Origin of the sequence: Streptomyces panacea (assembly GCF_040560175.1) — a bacterium.
GTDB lineage: Bacteria > Actinomycetota > Actinomycetes > Streptomycetales > Streptomycetaceae > Streptomyces > Streptomyces panacea.
Genome location: NZ_JARJHW010000055.1, coordinates 23,061 through 40,459 on the forward strand (window position 1 = coordinate 23,061; position 17,399 = coordinate 40,459).

The 17,399-nt window shown below is 70.8% G+C and carries 15 protein-coding genes and 1 pseudogene; 11 read left to right on the forward strand and 5 right to left on the reverse strand.

The features are described 5' to 3' along the window. Window positions 1-2 precede the first annotated feature (2 nt). From P3L51_RS15810 to P3L51_RS15850, 9 genes are all read left to right on the forward strand, one after another. Complete coding sequence (locus P3L51_RS15810) at window positions 3-416, forward strand: roadblock/LC7 domain-containing protein (protein WP_354605850.1); 414 nt, start codon at window positions 3-5, stop codon at window positions 414-416. After that, the gene (locus P3L51_RS15815) at window positions 413-796 is read left to right on the forward strand and encodes a DUF742 domain-containing protein (RefSeq protein ID WP_354605851.1); all 384 of its coding nucleotides are present in this window, start codon (window positions 413-415) and stop codon (window positions 794-796) included. The genes P3L51_RS15810 and P3L51_RS15815 overlap by 4 nt, the downstream gene beginning before the upstream one ends. A 10-nt stretch (window positions 797-806) precedes the next feature. Continuing rightward, window positions 807-1,388, forward strand: coding sequence for a GTP-binding protein (locus P3L51_RS15820; RefSeq protein WP_354605852.1), 582 nt, complete (start codon window positions 807-809; stop codon window positions 1,386-1,388). Next, on the forward strand, window positions 1,385-2,692 hold the full coding sequence (locus tag P3L51_RS15825) for a cytochrome P450 family protein (RefSeq protein WP_354605853.1): 1,308 nt from the start codon (window positions 1,385-1,387) through the stop codon (window positions 2,690-2,692). The genes P3L51_RS15820 and P3L51_RS15825 overlap by 4 nt, the downstream gene beginning before the upstream one ends. A gap of 147 nt (window positions 2,693-2,839) precedes the next feature. Then, window positions 2,840-3,922: a polyprenyl synthetase family protein gene (locus tag P3L51_RS15830; RefSeq protein ID WP_354605854.1), complete on the forward strand. Its 1,083-nt coding sequence runs from the start codon at window positions 2,840-2,842 to the stop codon at window positions 3,920-3,922. Window positions 3,923-3,966: 44 nt separating this feature from the next. Next, a complete protein-coding gene (locus P3L51_RS15835; RefSeq protein WP_354605855.1) occupies window positions 3,967-5,574 on the forward strand; it encodes a prenyltransferase/squalene oxidase repeat-containing protein in 1,608 nt (535 codons plus the stop codon). Next, window positions 5,571-6,929, forward strand: coding sequence for a cytochrome P450 (locus P3L51_RS15840; protein ID WP_354605856.1), 1,359 nt, complete (start codon window positions 5,571-5,573; stop codon window positions 6,927-6,929). The genes P3L51_RS15835 and P3L51_RS15840 overlap by 4 nt, the downstream gene beginning before the upstream one ends. Beyond that, the gene (locus P3L51_RS15845) at window positions 6,926-7,888 is read left to right on the forward strand and encodes a terpene synthase family protein (RefSeq protein WP_354605857.1); all 963 of its coding nucleotides are present in this window, start codon (window positions 6,926-6,928) and stop codon (window positions 7,886-7,888) included. Before P3L51_RS15840 ends, P3L51_RS15845 begins: the two co-directional genes overlap by 4 nt. Window positions 7,889-7,991: 103 nt before the next feature. Further along, a complete protein-coding gene (locus P3L51_RS15850) occupies window positions 7,992-8,993 on the forward strand; it encodes an ArsR/SmtB family transcription factor (RefSeq protein ID WP_354605858.1) in 1,002 nt (333 codons plus the stop codon). Window positions 8,994-9,023: 30 nt separating this feature from the next. Here the strand turns inward: P3L51_RS15850 and P3L51_RS15855 are convergent, their stop codons facing one another. Then, the gene (locus tag P3L51_RS15855; RefSeq protein ID WP_354605859.1) at window positions 9,024-10,418 is read right to left on the reverse strand and encodes an N-acetylmuramoyl-L-alanine amidase; all 1,395 of its coding nucleotides are present in this window, start codon (window positions 10,416-10,418) and stop codon (window positions 9,024-9,026) included. Window positions 10,419-10,746: 328 nt separating this feature from the next. On the opposite strand from P3L51_RS15855, the gene P3L51_RS15860 reads away from it, so the two are divergent. After that, window positions 10,747-11,580 (forward strand): M23 family metallopeptidase, encoded by an 834-nt coding sequence (locus tag P3L51_RS15860; RefSeq protein WP_435594454.1) that lies wholly within the window; start codon window positions 10,747-10,749, stop codon window positions 11,578-11,580. 61 nt (window positions 11,581-11,641) lie between these two features. On the opposite strand, the gene P3L51_RS15865 is transcribed toward P3L51_RS15860, so the two are convergent. The 4 genes from P3L51_RS15865 to P3L51_RS15880 all read right to left on the reverse strand — a co-directional run bounded on the left by P3L51_RS15865 (window position 11,642) and on the right by P3L51_RS15880 (window position 16,501). After that, window positions 11,642-14,008: a glycosyl hydrolase family 95 catalytic domain-containing protein gene (locus P3L51_RS15865; RefSeq protein WP_354605860.1), complete on the reverse strand. Its 2,367-nt coding sequence runs from the start codon at window positions 14,006-14,008 to the stop codon at window positions 11,642-11,644. 198 nt (window positions 14,009-14,206) lie between these two features. Beyond that, window positions 14,207-14,815: a GOLPH3/VPS74 family protein gene (locus tag P3L51_RS15870; protein ID WP_354605861.1), complete on the reverse strand. Its 609-nt coding sequence runs from the start codon at window positions 14,813-14,815 to the stop codon at window positions 14,207-14,209. Window positions 14,816-14,928: 113 nt separating this feature from the next. Beyond that, the gene (locus tag P3L51_RS15875; RefSeq protein WP_354605862.1) at window positions 14,929-15,411 is read right to left on the reverse strand and encodes a DUF456 family protein; all 483 of its coding nucleotides are present in this window, start codon (window positions 15,409-15,411) and stop codon (window positions 14,929-14,931) included. Between the two features lie 85 nt (window positions 15,412-15,496). Next, entirely contained in the window at window positions 15,497-16,501 is a 1,005-nt protein-coding gene (locus tag P3L51_RS15880) for a helix-turn-helix domain-containing protein (RefSeq protein ID WP_354605863.1), read from the reverse strand. A 462-nt stretch (window positions 16,502-16,963) separates the two neighbouring features. Between P3L51_RS15880 and P3L51_RS15885 the strand changes: the two are divergent. Next, a pseudogene (locus tag P3L51_RS15885) lies at window positions 16,964-17,399 on the forward strand (hypothetical protein); the annotation flags it as partial.

Genomic DNA, 17,399 nt, shown 5'->3' on the forward strand with positions numbered 1-17,399 from the left:
CCATGCCCCACGGCGAAAACGAGACCTGGTACCTGGCCCCCATCACTGAGATACCAGGTGTCCGCCACGCCCTGCTCATGACCCTCGACGGGATGGTCCAGGCCAGGTCCGAGAACCTTTCGGCCGACGACGCGGACGGCGTGGCCGCGATGACCTCCGCACTGCACGCCGCCTCCCGCGCCGCCGTCATACCGGTGCTGGGAGCCGCGGCGGACACCCCCATCGAGACCGTCACGGTGAAGGTGGCCGAGGGCACTTACATGGTCATGCCTGCCGGTGCCAACACCTTGATCGCGGCCGCGGGCGACGATTCGATGCACATGGGTGTGGTCGTCCACATGATGGCGCGTCAGGCGAAGAAGCTGGGGGAGCAGCACATGTCTGTCTCGGCGCGATCCCATGACGGCGCGTCATGAGCCGCGGTCAGCACCAGCGGCGGCTGCTCCCGGCGTATCTCGCGACCGGAAGCGGTGGCGCCGCCCCGTTGCCCGCCACCCTCGACACGCTGACGGCCCTGCGTGCCAGCGGCCTTCCGCTGTCCTCGTACCACACGCCGGTGCACCACCGCGTCGTCGAGTTGGTGACGGGCGGTTCCCTCACCGCGGTCGAGATCGCCGCGTATCTCGCGCTGCCGGCCAGTGTCGGCCTGATGCTCGCCGAACAACTCGTCAGTGACGGCTTGTTAAACGCCAGTGTGCCGATCCCGGATGCCATCGCCCCCTCGCGCGCCGGACGGCCGTCGATGCAACTCATGGAAGAGGTGCTGAGTGGACTTCAATCCCTCCGTGTCGCCTAACCCGCGTCCCGTGTACCTCCCCGAGGGGGAGCACCAGAGGGTCAAGATCCTTGTCGCGGGTCCCCTCGGTGTCGGCAAGACGACCGCGATCAGGACGCTTTCACAGATTCCCACGCTGCACACCGACGAAGTCATGACGGACGCGGCGGCCGACGCCGACGACGTCAGCCTCGTCGGTCTGCGGGACAAGAAGACCACCACGGTCGCCATCGACTTCGGCCGTATGACCCTGCCGGGCGACCGGATCGTCCTGTACCTGTACGGAACTCCCGGGCAGCGGCGGTTCCTTCCCCTGTGGGAGGGCATCGCCTTCGGGGCCCTCGGTGCGCTCGTCCTGGTGGACACCCGGCGTCTCGACGAGTCCTTCGAAGTGATGGATCTTATCGAGGAGCGCGGTTTGCCGTACGCCGTGGCAGTCAATACCTTCCCTGACTCACCCGCCTACGACCTGGAGGTTGTTCGTAAGAAGCTCGACCTCGCCCCGGACACCCCGCTCGTCACCTGTGATGCCCGCGAGATGGACAGCAGTCTCAACGCACTCATCGCACTGACCGCCCATTCCATATCCTCGGCCGGAGTCGGAGCCTCGTGAGCATCGCACCAACAGCCGCCACAGCTGTGCCCCTGCACGGGCCCTCCCACGCGGCCGATCCTCAGCACAGCTATGAACTGCTGCGTCTCCAGGGGCCGGTCGGCGTCGCCGAGATCGCCCCGGGTGTCGTCGTCCACCTCGTCACCGACTACGAGGCGGCCCTCAAACTCCTTCAGGACACGGACACATGGTCCAAGGACACCCGCAACTGGCTCCCCCAGGTGCCGGAGAGCAGCCCGATCAGGCCCCTGGTCGAGTGGCGGCCCAGTCTCTTCTTCGCCGACGGTGACGAGCACGCGCATCTGCGCAAGGTGATCACCGACAGCTTCGCTCTGCTCGACCCCAACGATGTCCGCGTCCTGACCTTCCGTTACGCCGACAAGCTCCTGCAGGACTTCGCGGACACCGGCACGGTCGACCTCGTCAGCCAGTACGCCCAGCAGCTGCCGTTGATGGTCTTCAACGCCCTGTTCGGTATGGAGGACGAACACGGTCCCCGGCTCGTGGGGGCACTCGCGGCGATGATGGACACCGCTCCGGAGCGGAAGGCGGCCGGCGCGCAGGTGTTCGGCGCCTACCTGCAGGCCCTCTATCAGACCAAGGCCGCGAAGCGCGGCCATGACCTGACTTCCTGGTTCATCGACCACCCCAACGGGCTGAACCCGGAGGAGGTGATGAACCAGATCATCATCATCTTCGGTGCGGGGAACGAGCCGACAGCCAACCTGATCGCGAACACATGCGTCCGGATGCTGAGCGACGACCGCTACTTCGGCACGCTCACCACCGGAAGCCTGCCCGTCCAGCACGCCATCGACGAGGCGCTGTGGCACGACTCGCCGCTGGCCAACTACAGCTTCCACTTCCCCAAGGAGGACGTCACCTTCCAGGGCACGCGCATTCCCGCCGACTCCCCGGTCATGGTCTCGTACGCCGCCGCCAACACCTGCCCCCACGCGGGGGTTCCGGCCGACGGCTACCGCTCGGGGACCAAGGCGCACCTGGCGTTCGCCGCCGGGCCGCACGCCTGTCCGGCGCGAGACCTCGCCCTGCTGATCGCGACCGCCGCGATCGAGCGGCTCGCCAGCTATCTGCCGGACATCGAACTGGCCGTCGATTCCGACAAGTTGACCTACCGCGACGGAGCGATCCACCGGACGCTCACATCGCTTCCCGCCCGGTTCACTCCGCTGACCCCTGACGCCAAGGGCGTCACCCCGTGGAGCCGCAGTACCGCCGTCCCCGAGACGGACACCGGGTCGTCCTCGACGGCAGGCGACCGTGCGTCGGTGACCACTTCCTAGCCTGCTCTCCCATGCCGTGTCGCGGTGGTGCCGTCGGCCAATGACCAGCACCACCGTGACACCTGCGGGAAAGCAGTGTCCTGGCCCCGTCCTCTGCCCGAACGGAACCACCATGACGGTTCTTGACCGAAAGGGGATCAACCACCGATGGCTACCACACGTCCCGTCACCGGGCCGCCGGACCTCCTGCCCGTACGGGACAAGGTGAGTGCGGCCCTGACCAGCTTCCTCGACGCCAAGGACCAGGCCGCGCCGGGAACCGAACTGCTCTATCTGACCTCCACCTTGCGCGCGTTCCTCACCGGCGGGAAACGGCTGCGATCCGTGTTGTGCGTCTATGGATGGCAGGCCGCCGGAGGGACCGGAGAGATGACGGCCGCCATCCGCGCGGCCGCGAGCCTCGAACTCTTCCAGGTGTTCGCCCTCGTGCACGACGACGTGATGGACGACAGCGATGTCCGCCGCGGCCAGCCGTCCGCGCACCGCGCGCTGGCCGCCGCGTACACCGACAGAGGCGGCCCCCGCGGCCGTGCCGCGGCACACGGGCTGGGCGCCGCCGTCCTCCTCGGGGACCTGGCACTCGTCTGGTCCGACGAACTCCTGCACACGGCGGGCCTCGACCCGAGCAGACTCGCCCAGGTCATGCCGCTGGTGGCCGAGATGCGCAGCGAGATCATGTACGGCCAGCTCCTGGACCTTCAGTCCACCGGTCGGCTGACCGGCGACGTCGACACGGCACTGCACGTCATCCGGTACAAGACCGCCAAGTACACCGTGGAACGCCCCCTCCATATCGGAGCGGCGGTGGCCGGGGCCGATCCGTCCGTGCTCGACTCCTGCACCGCGTTCGGCATCCCGCTAGGAGAAGCGTTTCAGCTGCGCGACGACCTGCTCGGGGTGTTCGGCGATCCCGCCGAGACCGGCAAACCGATACTGGACGATCTGCGCGAGGGCAAGGCCACCGTACTGATGGCCCTCGCCGTCCAGCGGGCCTCCTCCGTCCAGCGCAAGACCTTGCACGGCCTCGTCGGCCGAAGCGACCTCGACGAGGACCAGGCCGCCGAGATCCGGGCCCTCCTGGAGTCCACCGGCGCCCGGCGCACCGTGGAGGAAATGATCGGCGCACGCCGGGAGGCGGCCCTCGCCGCGCTGGACGAGGCGCCCTTCCCGGAAGCGGCCACCGCCCAGCTGCGCCGGATCGCGCTGGCCGCCACCGAGCGACAGACATGACCGCCCCCCACCCCGTCACCGCAACCGTGAGGTCGAACAAGCCCATGAGCGACGCGGTCGCGAACGCGACCTACCACGAAGAGGCCGCCCGACTGGTGGCGAGGATCGACCAGGACCCGTGGGGCAGCGTCCGCCCCTCCGTGTACGAAAGTGCCCGGGTCATCTCGGCGGCCCCCTGGCTGCCCGGGGAACCGCGCCGGATCTCGTATCTGCTGAACGAGCAGGCACCCGACGGCAGTTGGGGCGAAGGACCCGAGCGGTACCGCCTTCTGCCGACGCTCAGCGGCGTGGAAGCCGCACTGGCGGTCCTGCGGCGGGGCGCCACGTCCGAGGAGACCACCCGGCGGCTCGCGACGGCCGTCGACAGCGGCCTCGCCGCGCTGCGCGCACTGCCCTCGGCAGGCCCCTGGCCCGACACCGCCGCGGCCGAGATCCTCGTCCCCAGCCTGGTCGCGAAGATCCACGAGCAGCTCACCCTCATCGGCGACGACCGGACACCGGCCGTCGGCGGATGGCGTCCGGGGCCCGCACCCGCGCTTCCCCGAGGCTACGACCGGGCCGTGCCCGAGTACGTGGCGAGGCGGTACGCCTCGGCGGGCCGCCTCCCCGTCAAGTTGCACCACACGTTCGAGGGTGTCGCCGGATACATACCGCCGGCGCTCATACCCGACGGGCCGGACCTGCTGGGCAGTTCACCGGCCGCCACCGCCGCCCGGGCCGCGGTGGCGGTGGCGGCGCCCGCGACGGGAACCGTCGCCGCCCTCGAAAGCGTGGCGGAGCGCTACGGGGGTCTCTTCCCCGAGGCGGCCCCGATCCTCGTCTTCGAGCGCCTGTGGGTCGCCGCCGCCCTGGCCGGCGCCCATCTGCCGGCCGCTAGCGTGCCCACCGTCCGGAAATGGGCCACCGACCTCTACGACCCCCGGGGAGTACGCGGCGCACCCGGACTCATGACGGACGCCGACGACACCGCCATGGCCGTGCTGGTGTCCTCACTGGTCGGCCTGGAGAACTCCCCCGAGCCGCTCGACCTGTTCCACAACGGCAGTCACTACGACTGCTACATCGGCGAGGACACCGGATCGGTCACCGCGAACGCGCACGCGCTCCAAGCGCTGGGCGGCTACCTGCGCCACCACCCCGAAGCACAGCACACCTACGGTCCCCGGACGGACAAGCTGCGCGACTGGCTCGTCGGGCAGCAGGGGCCCGACGGACCGTGGCCCGACAAATGGCACGCCTCCCCCTACTACGCCACCGCGCGGTGTGTGGCCGCCCTCGCCCGATACGGCGGAGACCACGCGGCCACGGCCGTCGGGACCGCCGTCGCCTGGGCCCTCGACACCCAGCGTGACGACGGCTCCTGGGGGGTATGGGGCGGCACCACCGAAGAGACCGCGTACGCCGCACGGATCCTGCTGTCGGCCGCCGAACACCGGCCTCAGCACGCCCGCGCCCTGGACCGCGCCGAGACGTATCTGAACGACGGGGCGGGCTCCGGCCACCACCCCGCCCTCTGGCACGACAAGACCCTGTACGCCCCCGGCGCGATGATCGAAGCCGAAGTCCTCGCCGTGCGTGAGCTGCTGCGGACACGTCACGGGCGGAACCGGCGGACCACATCCACAGCCGCGGAAGGCAGGACAGACACGTGACGACCACCAGACACCTCGCACCGATGGCGCCCGGGAAACTGCCGCTCGTCGGACACGCCGTCCCTCTGATCAGGGACCGCCTCGCTTTCATCCAGCGCCTGCGCACACACGGCCCCATCGTCCGTATCGCCATCGGCACGAAGAAGCTGACCGTGGTCAACTCGCCCGAGCTGATGCACGAGATGCTCACCAGCCAGGCCGACGAATTCACCAAGGGGCTGCTCTTCGAGAAGCTCAAACTCTTCGGCAAGGACGCCCTGCCCGTCGCGGAGGGCAAGCCGCACCTGCGCCGGCGCCGTCTGATGCAGCCGGCCTTCCACCGCCGGCAGATCGCCGGCTACGTCACCACCATGCGAGAGGCCGTGGAGCCGTACGTCGCGGGCTGGGACGGCGGAACCACACTTGACGTGAAGACCGAGATGCAGCTCATGGCGCAGGGCGTCGTCATGTCGGCCCTGTTCTCCGCGGCGCCCCAGCGGGAACTCGCCTACACGATCCTCCACAGCGTCGACACCGTCTTCAAGGCCGCCCTGCGGCGTGCCCTGTTGCCCATCTCCGCCCTGGAACGACTGCCCACCCGGCGCAACCGGAAGGCCGAGGCCGCCAGCGCCGCGCTACGCACCGCGGTCGCCGACATCATCGCGGAACACCGCGCGCACCCCGACACGTACGACGACATCGTGTCGCTGCTCCTGACCGCACAGGACGACACCGGCGCGACGCTGCCCGACGACGAGATCCTCTCCGAGATCGTCGCACTGCTCGCCGCGGGCTCCGAGACCACCGCGGTCGTCCTCTCCTGGCTCTTCCACGAACTGGGCCGCAACCCGGACATGGAGCGCCGGCTCCACGAGGAGGTCGACTCCGTGCTCGCCGAGGGTCCGCTCACCGCCGAACACGTCCCCCGCCTCGTCCACACCCGCAGGCTCGTCAGCGAGACCCTGCGCCTCTACAGCCCCGCGTGGCTCGTGACCCGGCAAGCCGTCTCCGACGTGAGACTCGGCGAGTTCACCCTGCCGGCCGGCTCGGATGTGATCTGGAGCGCCTACGCACTGCACCGGGACCCCGACATCTACCCCGATCCGCTGCGCTTCGACCCCGACCGCTGGCTCCCGGAGCGCCCCCAGCCACCGAAGGGCGGCTTCATCCCCTTCGGCTCCGGCAAACGTATGTGTATCGGGGACACGTTCGCCTGGACCGAGACGGTCATCATCACCGCGCTGATCGCGTCCCGCTGGCGACTGCGGCCGACCACCGGCACCGTACGCCCGGTCGGAGCGATCTCCACTCACCCCTCGTCCCTGCGCATGGTGCCCGAGCTCAGGCACCACACCCTCGGGAGGCACGCCCGATGAACGAGGCGATCCGCACGGACTCGCGTGCCCTGCCGATGCCCGATCTGCGGGACTCCTTCCCCGGTCCCTTCCCGGTCAGCACCTACGCCGATGACATCGAGCGGCACGCCGCCGGGTGGCTCCGGACGTTCCCGCTCGTCGGCTCGGAGCGCAAACTCGGCGCCCTGTCCAACATCACGGGCCAGGGGATCGCCCGCACCTTCCCGACGGCCGGCCGGAACGACCTCTTCCTCTGCGCCGACCTCTTCCTGTGGCTCACCGCGTTCGACGACGCGCACGGCGAGGCGGCGGGCGCCCGCGACCCGGCTCGCCTGGTCCGCACGATCGGTGAGTGCGTCCACCTTCTCGCGGGCCACGAGGAGCCACCGGCCGGCCCGAGCGCCTTCGGCGCCGCGCTGGGCGACCTCCTGGCCCGCTTCGGGAAACGCGCCACTGCCACCCAGTACCTGCGGCTCACCGGGCACCTGCGGGACAACCTCCTGGGCATCCTCTGGGAGGCGCATCACCTCGACGGGTCCGACCACATCACCCTGGCCGACTACCGCGCGATGCGTCCGCACACCGTCTTCGTACGGACCCTCATGACCACGGCGGAGATCACGCTCGGGTACGAACTGACGGAGCGGGAAAGGTCCTTGGAGCCGGTCCGGGAACTCCGGACGGCCGTCGCGGACCTCGCCGGCTGGATCAACGACCTCGCCTCGTACGCCAAGGAGACGGCCCACGACGGCCCCGGCGCGCTCAACCTGCCGTCACTCCTGATGCGGCAGCACGGGTGCGACGTGGCAGAGGCGTTCCGGCTGGCCTCCCGTATGTGCGAACAGCGGGCCGCCGTGGCCGCCGCCCGAATCGCCGAACTGGCCGTGGTGAAAGGGCCGCTCGCCGAACACGCACAGGCCCTCGGGTCCATCGCGTCCTCGTACGTCTGGCACATCGATCACTCCCGCTATCAGACCTGAGGAGCGTCTTTCGGATCAGACCGTGCTCGACCGCGGCAGCCCCGTAACCCGGCCCCGCTACAATCCGGGCCTGAACGCACAGGCTTTCCGGGGGGAGTCCAACGTGCTGCGAGTCGATCTCCGTGGACAGGAGCTGAACCGGCTGCGCGTGGCGGACGGAGCCGACGCTCTGTGGGAGGCCGCGCTCAGCCTCCACCTGCTCCAGAACCACCACGTCCCGCCGGCCTTCGCGCCCTGGCGGCGCGAGGTCCGCTCGGCCCTGGAACGGGCCGGACTCGCCTCGTCCGTCAGGGAGTTGATGCTGCTCTGCCCCTCGGCCGAGTACTTCCCCGACTTCCTCACGCCCGGCCGCGGCGAGCTGGACCTCGACATCGGCGTGGACCGGCTGCTGTCAACTCCCCGTCGGCGCCTGGTCGCCGATCTCTCCCGACTCTACGCGCGGAGACGTGGGCCGGTCCCGGCCACCGTACGGCGGCTGGCCGAGGGTGACATGGAGGCGCTGCGCTGGCTCGGGGGGACGCTGCGGCGCTACTACTCACTCGCCGTGTTGCCGTATCTGCCCGCCATCCGGGCGCAGGCCGCTGCCGACCGTTCCCGCCGCGCCGAGGCCGCGCTGAGCGGGGGATCGGAGGGGCTGCTGGCCAGTTACGAGGAGATGCCCGGCTGGCGCTGCGAGGAGGGGATCCTGCGTACGCCTTACCCGGTCAGCCGCGAACTCCAGCTGTCCGGGCAGACGTTGACCCTGGTCCCCGGCTTCTTCTGCGTCGGTACGCCGCTGGCCCTCGTCGACGACGAGCTTCCCCCGGTGCTGGTCCACCCGCTCTCCCCGGCACCCGGCTGGCTGGTGCGCCACCGGCAGGGTGAGGCGACGCCACCGGTGGCCCAGCTGATCGGCACCTCGCGCGCTCGGCTGCTCGAACTGCTCGACCGGCCGATGACGACGACGGGTCTGGCGGGGGCGCTGCGGATGGCTCCCTCGACGGCGAGCCGGCACGCCTCCGTACTCCGCGAGGCGGGCCTGCTCACCTCGCGCCGGCACGGCAACCGGATGATGCACCACCGCACCCAGCTGGGCAAGGCCCTGTTGGACGGCCCCGCCCCCTGAGGCGGTGGTGCGTCAACTACGTCTACGGCGTCAGCAGTTGGGCACGCCCGGCAGCCACGCGTCCGAGACGTCGATGAAGATGTTCGAGATGTAGCCGCCGTAGTCCGGCAGATACGACCACGCGTCGTTGCTGTACCCCTGGTAGGTGACCAGCTGCCCGCGCTTCTGGCACTGGACCTTGACCGTCGTCGGTCCCGCCAGACTGGCGACCTGCGCCGACGTGGTCGTCGCGCTCTGACGGATGCTCACGCCGGAGCCCCACGTCGGGAACGAGCTGCCACCGGGGCCGGGGTTACCGCCGCCGCCGTTGACGAGCGACATGTAGTAGGTCCAGTTCCAGTTCGCACCGGGGTCGGTGTGGTCGTTGCCCGGCACCTCGCTGTGGCCGACGACGCCGGTGCGGGTGCGCGGGATGCCGTACTTCGCGGTGAGGTGGCGCGTCAGCGCGGCCGACGAGCGGTACATCGAGTCGGTGAACCAGGACGGGTCGGCGACGAAGCCCTCGTGCTCGATGCCGATGGAGCTGGCGTTCGCCGAGCGCGCGTGCCAGGCGGTGTTGGCGTCACGGACCATCTGGGTGACCTGGCCGTCCGAGGACCGGATCACATAGTGCGCGCTGACCTGCGAGGACGGGTTCTGGAACCAGCTGATGGAGCCGGCGTACGACCCCTGGGTGACATGCACGACGACCTTGTTGATCGCCGCCGTACGGCCGCTCTGGTAGTTCGACGTGCTCGCCGGAACCCAGAGCGCCGCCGGATAGTCGTCACTCAGCACGCCGAAGTCGGAGGCGATGCTCGCGTACTTCCCGCGGTCGGGAATCACCTTGCGCGCCTTGACGAGGACCTGCTCGTTGCCGGCGGCCTGCGCGCGTAGACCCTTGTTGAGCAGGTCGTACGCGGTGTCCGCGTACAGCCGCGCCGTACGGTCGTTGGTCGCGGCGCCGTACTCGGCGGCGACCGGGTACCAGTCGCCGAGCGAGTCGCGGTCGGTGTCGTCCAGCCCCTGCTCGTCGGCGACGGCGCGCAGGACGGCGGCGGCGCCGCGGATGTTGGCCGCGGTGTCCTTCTTGAGTTCGGCCACGGACACGCCGGTGAGCTTGGCCGCCCGCTCCAGCGTCTGGTGCTTCGGCTGGCTGACCAGGTGCATCACGCCGTAGCCGTTCGCCTGACTCGGTCTGCCGCCGTGACCGTCGAGGTGCGTCTCGCCGTATCCGACGGCGACGAGCAGGTCACGGGGTACGTCGAACTCGGCGGCGGCCTTCGAGAACGCCGTGTTCATGGTGCCGGATCCGGCGGCCGGGGCGGCGCCGCCGCCGGGGTACGGCGCGGCGGTCGCCGGCTGGCCGGTGAGGGCCAGTGTCGAGGCGACCACGGTGCCGAGGAGCGCGGCTCGGCCGCGCTTCCAGCCTGTCATCAAGGTCATGGGTCTTCTCTCCGCTGTGTGGTGCGCGGGTCCGGGACCTACGCACAAGTGGGGGCGACGCGGGGTGTCAGGAGTTGTCAACTCCTGTGCCATACAGGCGACTTGTGGAGCTGTGGGGCGGTAGCAAGCACGACGCACTCTGCCGCACGGGCGGCGTTCGACGCCATGGTGGTGTGCCGACTTGTCAGGAGCAAGACATTTCATCTCCGACGAAAGGCGGTGCCCGGTCGTTGTGAGGAGGGGCGCTCCTCGCTACTTTTGCCGGGTCTCGCAGCGGTCGACGGCTCGCCGCCCGATCTGCTGCATTCCCCCACACCCGGGAGCATTCGTGACCCGTCTCAGACGCCTATCGACCACATTCGCCGGTGCGCTCCTCGTACTCGTCGGGCTGCTGACGGTACCCGCCGCGGCAGCCGAAACGGCCGAAGCGGGCGCCTCCGACACGGCCGCAGCGGCCGCGGGGCCCAACTTCAGGGCCCCCTACCCGTGCGGCCAGCGGTGGACCTACAGCCACCACTCCGCCGAGGTCCGCCGCGCGCTCGACTTCGTACGCGCGGACGGCGGCACCACCAACGGCACCCCGGCCCTCGCGTCGGCCGCGGGCACCGCGACCCGGCACAGCCAGCCGAGTGGCGCCGGCAACTACATCTCCATCGACCACGGCGGTGGCTGGCAGACGTACTACTTCCACCTGGGCTCCTACTCGGTGGCCAGCGGACAGTTCGTCAACCAGGGCCAGCAGATCGGCACCACCGGCTCCAGCGGCAACTCCTCCGGCCCCCACCTGCACTACGAGCAGCTGCTCAACGGTGTCGGGCAGAACATCGTCATCAACGGCGGCGGCCTCCCGTACCCCGGCAGCTACAACCAGCACTACCTCACCAGTGACAACGGCTGCGGCGGCGGAGGCGGCGGAACGCCCTTCTCCACCTGGGGCACCGGCGTCAGCGTCCGCGCGGACGCCCGTCTCAACGCCGCCGTCGTGACCCGGCTGGCCGGCCCCACCAACGTCCACGTCCTCTGCCAGAAGCAGGGCGACACCGTGAACGCCGAGGGGTACAGCAACAACTGGTGGAGCAAGCTGCGCGACCAGGGCGGCTTCATCTCCAACATCTACATCGACCATCCCGCGGCACAACTCCCCGGCGTGCCGATCTGCTGACCGGCACCTGGGCGCTCAGGCTCTCGGGCGCCCGAGCGCGCGCCTTCGGGGGACCGGCGGCTCAGGTGGGCAGACCCCACCGGGCCGCCGGAGCGTTCGGCGCGACCGGCCGGATACGCATGTCCGGCCGGTCACCGGCCGCGGTGATCAGCGCCGCGTCCCCCTTGCCCAGGGGGATCCGGACGGACCCGTCGGCGGTCTCCTCGTACGGGAGCGGCCGGCCCCACCGGTCGCGTATGTCGACCGGGCCCTCGATGCCGTGCCGCACGACGCACGGCGCGCCCGCCTCGCTGGTGATCCCGACCCAGCGGGTACGGCCCTCCTCGCGGACCGCGCTGAGCAGGAACGCGCCCTGCGTGCGGAAGTCGTGCACCACCAGCTCACGCCACCGGGCGGGCACCGCCGGGAAGACCCGTATCACCCCGCCCCACGACTGGCAGACCATGTCGTGCACCGACTGGGCGGCCGACAGCGGGGTCTCGATGACCGGGCCCGACTCCTTGTACATCGTGTTGGGCCGGATGAAACGGGTCATCAGCTCGCCGAGATGCCCGAGCGCGTCGTCGCCCTTCCCCAGCAGCGCCGACATCGAGGCGGCTCCGGTGAAGGTGTAGCCCTGGAGGGCGCCCTCGAAGCTGATCCAGTGGGCGAGCGATGTCTCGATCAGCGCGCGCTCCTCGGCGGTGCGGCCGGTGATCTCGTAGAGCGGGTAGACCGCGAGCAGATGCGAGTAGTGCCGGTGCGACTTGGCGAACGGCACCTCCGCGCCGATCATGAAGCCGTTCCCGTCCGTCGGATACGGCACGAGCCTGGCCGCGACCTCCTGCCAGCGCGGCGCCAGCGGGTCCTCGACGCCGAGCAGTTCGGCGGAGTCGAGCAGTGTCCGGCAGCCCCAGCGCAGCAGCATCAAGTCGTAGTTGCAGTCCGCTGAGTTGACCCCGTACTCGGGCGACGACGTCGCGGGCAGATGCAGCTTGCCGTCCGGACCGGTGTCGAGGAAATGCAGGTAGTAGTTGACGGCCTTGCGCAGCAGCGGGAACAGGACGTCGCGCAGGATCGACTCGTCCATCGTGTGGCGGTAGCTGAGCCACACGTTGTGCAGGGCCCAGACGAGGTTGCCGACCTCGGGTGTCGGCGGGTCCTGACCGGGGATTCCGACGCCGAAACCCTGGTCGGGGGGTGTGGCGCCGCCGTTGACCAGACGGGCGTCGGTGGTACGGGGGACGGCGGCCGAATCGATGCGGTACGGCGTCGGGACCTCCGCCGTGAGTTGGTCCCGGAACTCGCTCAACGTCCGTGTGACGGCGTCCAGTTCGAGATGGTTGGAGCCGTGGATCAGCCAGTACTCCAACTGCACGTTGAGATTCCACCAGGTGGCCGGCCAGGGTGTGCTCTCCAGCCACGGTCCGCAGGTCGCCATCACCGGCGCGTCCTTGCGGGCGGCGGAGGCGATCTTGTAGAGCTGGATCCAGTAGAAGCTCTGCAACCGCGCGTCGGGCAGCGAGAGGAAGCTCTTGCGGTAGAAGCGCTGCCATCGCACCCGATGTGGCAGGACGAGGAGGTCGTACGGCGCGAGCGCGGCGGCCCGCACCGTACGCAGCGCCTGGTCGCGAGCCGTGGCGCGCGGGTGGGAGTGGGCCACCGACGCGTACAGCGTGCGGCTCCCGTGCCGCTCACGGTCGCGCCAGGCGGTGACATGCTGACCGCCCGCGAGCAACGGCTGTACGGCGGCGGTCAGTTGGCCGAGCCCGTCGTCGTGCTCCTCGATCAGGGCGGGCGGATTGGCCTCGTACCCCCGGGGGACGGGCTTGTGCGCGGCCCTCGGGCTGATCGACTCGGCCGGGTGGAAGACCCAGCGGAAGCCGCGCTCGCCCCTGCTCGCGGTGATCTCGACGGCGAGGACGGATGTCGCGGTGTGGACGAACGCGCGCAGCCGCAGCGTGCCCTTGTCGGTGGTGAGCGTGCCCGTCAACTCGGCGTCGCGCAGCCGCAGTCGCCAGTCGACTCCGGTGATCGTGCCGACCGGTTCCAGGGTGAAGTGCCCGACGGGCAGCCGGGCGAGGCCGAAGAGGGACCCGAACTCCGGCCGGTGGTCCTGTACTTCGGAGTGCTGCACGGTGAAACGGACCGCGTTCGCGCCGGGTTCGGCGTAGATCCCGGAGCCGAGGAAGCCGTTGCCGAGGAACGGCCCCTCGAACCAGGTCGTGGGCATGGTGCGCCAGACCGGATCGGCGTCGTCGAGGACGGTGCGCCAGCTGTCCTCGGCGGCCCGCGGCACGATGGCGGCCCGCGGTACGGCGGCGGCCTGTGGCACGGCGGCGGGCGCGGCCGCCTGCGCGGGGACGGCGGCGATGCCCCCGGCGGCGAGCGCGCCACCGATCGCGGCGCCGCCGGCGAGAACGTCTCGTCGGGACGGGGTCGTTGCCATGGCGCCTCCCGGCAGGTGATTCATCCGAGCTATCCCTGCACGGAAGGTAGAGGCGAGGTCGAGGCGCGTCAATACGGCGGGAGAGATCCGATGTGTGGCTGTCGGCGGGGGCCGCTACGCGAGGGCGCCCAGCTCTGGTCGGCACGGTCGCCGCGGCCGGGGTCGCCGACGCGTCTCAGGTTGCTCGTCGGGGTGGCGTCACTGGCCTCGCCAGACGTTGTCGAAGGCGGCCTGTTCGATGGAGCGCTTCTGCCGTTCGGCTTCCAAGTCCCTCAGCGCGCCACGGACGGCGTCCAGCACCGTCGCCTCCGCCTCGTCGGCCACATCGGGAGGCGCTTCGAGCGGCTGGTCGCGGATCCCGACGGCCGCGCCGAGCGAGGCCAGGACCGGCTCGTCCGACGTCCAGCGTTCGAGCGCCGAGCGGCGGGCAGGGGTATCGGCCGACACCGTCCGGCCGCCCCCGAAGGGCATCCAGCGGGAGCGTCGTCGCCGGGTGAGCTGCCCCTCGTCCCAGAGGGCCTTGAGATGCACGTCCGCAAGCCCCCGGCCTCTGCGCCACAGCCAGTCCTCGATCGTCTCGTACGGTGCCTGCCGGGCGAGCGACGCCGACGCCTCGTCCAGCAGCCGTTCACCGATCGCCCGGCGGTCGCCCGGCACGATCCGCTCGTCCGCCAGCGTCACGGCCCGCGCGGTCAGGAGGTCGATCAGCTCGGCTCCGGCGAGCGCGAGCGACAGATCGCCCTTGCCCGGAGGGCGATCGGACGCCACCTCCAGGGTCATGATCATCAAGTCCCGTGGTGTGTTCATCAACGGCTCCACGTCGGGTGCTCGGTCGCACCACCGGTTTCCAGCGTACGGATCCGGGGCGACGACGGCATCCCGCGCCGGGCCGGGCACGACCGGCCGAGCGGTCGGCGGGTTCAGCCCCAGACCAGCGCGCCCAGCCACGCGCCCGCCACCAGCAGGCAGCACAGCAGCTCGACCAGCACCGGATAGCCCGCCGTCCGCATCACCGCGCGCGTCGACGCCCAGCCGTCCCGGTGGCTGCCCAGCCGTACGCGCTCCACCGCGTAGACCCCGCCGACGAAACCCACGACCGCGCCCACCACCGGCACCACGAAGAACCCCACGATCCCCGCGAGCCCGCCGGCCAGCAGCGTGCGCCGCCGCGTCCCCGTCCGGCGTGTCCGCCGGGACGGCAGCAGCGGTCTGAGCGCCTGGCTGAGCAGCAGTACCGCCGTGGAACCGATCAGTACCGCCCAGGCCGTGCCCGAGGTGTCGCTCAGCGCCCACCAGACCACGGCGGCCCAGACGATGGCGGGGCCCGGCACTCCGGGAATCAGCACACCGATGACGCCCAGCAGCATGACCAGACCCACCAGCACGAGCTGCCACACGTCCATCTGCCAAGAGTGCGGGATCCCCGTCGAAGAGGCACGCGGGCCGGGCACGGGCCGGGGCCGCGGGGCGCGGTGCGGGTCCGGCCGCTCACCCCCGCGGCTCGCGCGCCACCCAGCCCTTCTCGTACGCGTGCCAGCCCAGCTGGAGCCGCGTCGTCACACCGGCCAGCTCCATCAGGCCCTTCACCCGGCGCTGCACGGTCCGCAGTCCCAGATCCAGCTGTTTGGCGACGCTCGCGTCCGTCATCCCCGCGAGCAGCAGCGAGAGCACCTCCAGATCCGTCTCGCCCGGCGCGTCGGCCGCGGCCTCCACCGCCTCGTCCCGGCCGTCCCCGCCCGGGACCAGCCGCAGGGGCAGCGCGTCGCGCCAGACCGCCTCGAACAGCCCCGACAGCGACTCCAGCAGCCCACTGGCGTGCACGACCAGGGCCCCGGGTTCCGCGTCGCCCGACGTCAGCGGCACCATCGCCAGCGCGCGGTCGGCGATCATCAGCTTCGACGGCACCCTGTCGACGACCCGTACCTGCTCGTCACGGCCCAGGGCCGCGGACAGCTCGGTGATCCCGTCGGGCAGCGACAGCACCTCGCGTTCGATCACCACGCGGTAGCGGACGCCCCGCGTCACCACCCGCTCCTCGGACTCGTTGTCCGTCCCCGTCACCACCACCGGCCTGCCGGTCACCAGCGCGCGGATCTCCTCCGTCGCCCCGAGCTGGAGCTGGTGGAAACGGTGCGCCACCGCGCCCGCGCCCGTCACCACCTCGACCAGATCGTGCACGGCGGGACCCGCCGACTCGGCGCGGTACTCCTCCGCCAGCAGTACGGCGGCCAGCTCGGCCCGCTCCAGCTCGTGGCGCTGCTGGGTGAGCAGCGCGCCCAGCGCCACCGCCGGCGGCGCGGCCACCCAGCGCCCGGTCCTGGCGGAGGACTGCGCGGCCAGCCCCTGCTGCTCCAGTCTGCGCAGCGCGCGTTCGGTGTCCTGCTCGGGTATCGCGAGCCGATGCGCCAGATCGGCCGCCTCGGCGGCGCCGAGCGCCACCAGCGCGCGATACGCCGACTCCTGTCTCTCGTCGAGACCTATTGCTCCCAGCACCCCTGCACCCCTCCCCGGACACACGTTCAAAACCGGCGGGCTGTGGCGGATACCGGCCACGGCGTAAACCCGCCGCGCACATCATCCCCGTACCATGCGTCACTCTGCCAATGTGGCGATATTGCCGGATCAACAGGCCGCAGGGATATGCCTCGGTGTCTTTGGTGTGAGCCCGGCTGCTTCTACCGGATAAGCTGACTACCGGGACGTTCCCGTCGAACCCCGACGAGTCGCTACGATTCGAATCGGCGTACGGTCGGCGAACAGCCGGTCTCCGGCCCCGAATCTTGGTCGGCGCACCTGGTGCGCTCCGGCCAGCCGAACGTCCGCCGGGCGTCCTTCCCGTGGGGGGTGGGGCCGCCCGGCGGACTCGGGCCGCGTGGCGGTGACGTCATCCCGCCACGCCTCTTATTTTTCGTGCTGTCCCGTTTTCTGACGCCCCGTGCGGTCGACAATAGGAGCATGAGCCAGCAGGGGGACCGGCCCGCCACCACCGACGACTGGTGGGGCCGGCTGTACGACGAGTCCGCACCCGACACCGGTCCGGCCGAGAGGCCGGACGACACGATCGACGACCGTTTCGACTCGGCGGCGGACACTCTCGGCGGGGACGACGTGCCGCCGCCGAGGCGGTACGGACACGTGATCGACGTGATCGACGTGGACGACGAAGACGACGCGGGTGAGGACGACGAGGACGTCGGCCCCGCCGGCGTCGGCCCCGTCTCGCGACCGCCGGCCTGGTGGGAGGCGCACGGCGGCTACCCGGTGATCCGGACGCCGGAGCCCACACCCGAGCCCACACCGGAGCCCGCGCCCCGGCCCACACCGGAGCCCGCGCCCCGGTCCACACCGGAACTCGCGCCCCGGTCCGCTTCCGAGCCCGCCGAGCCCGCGC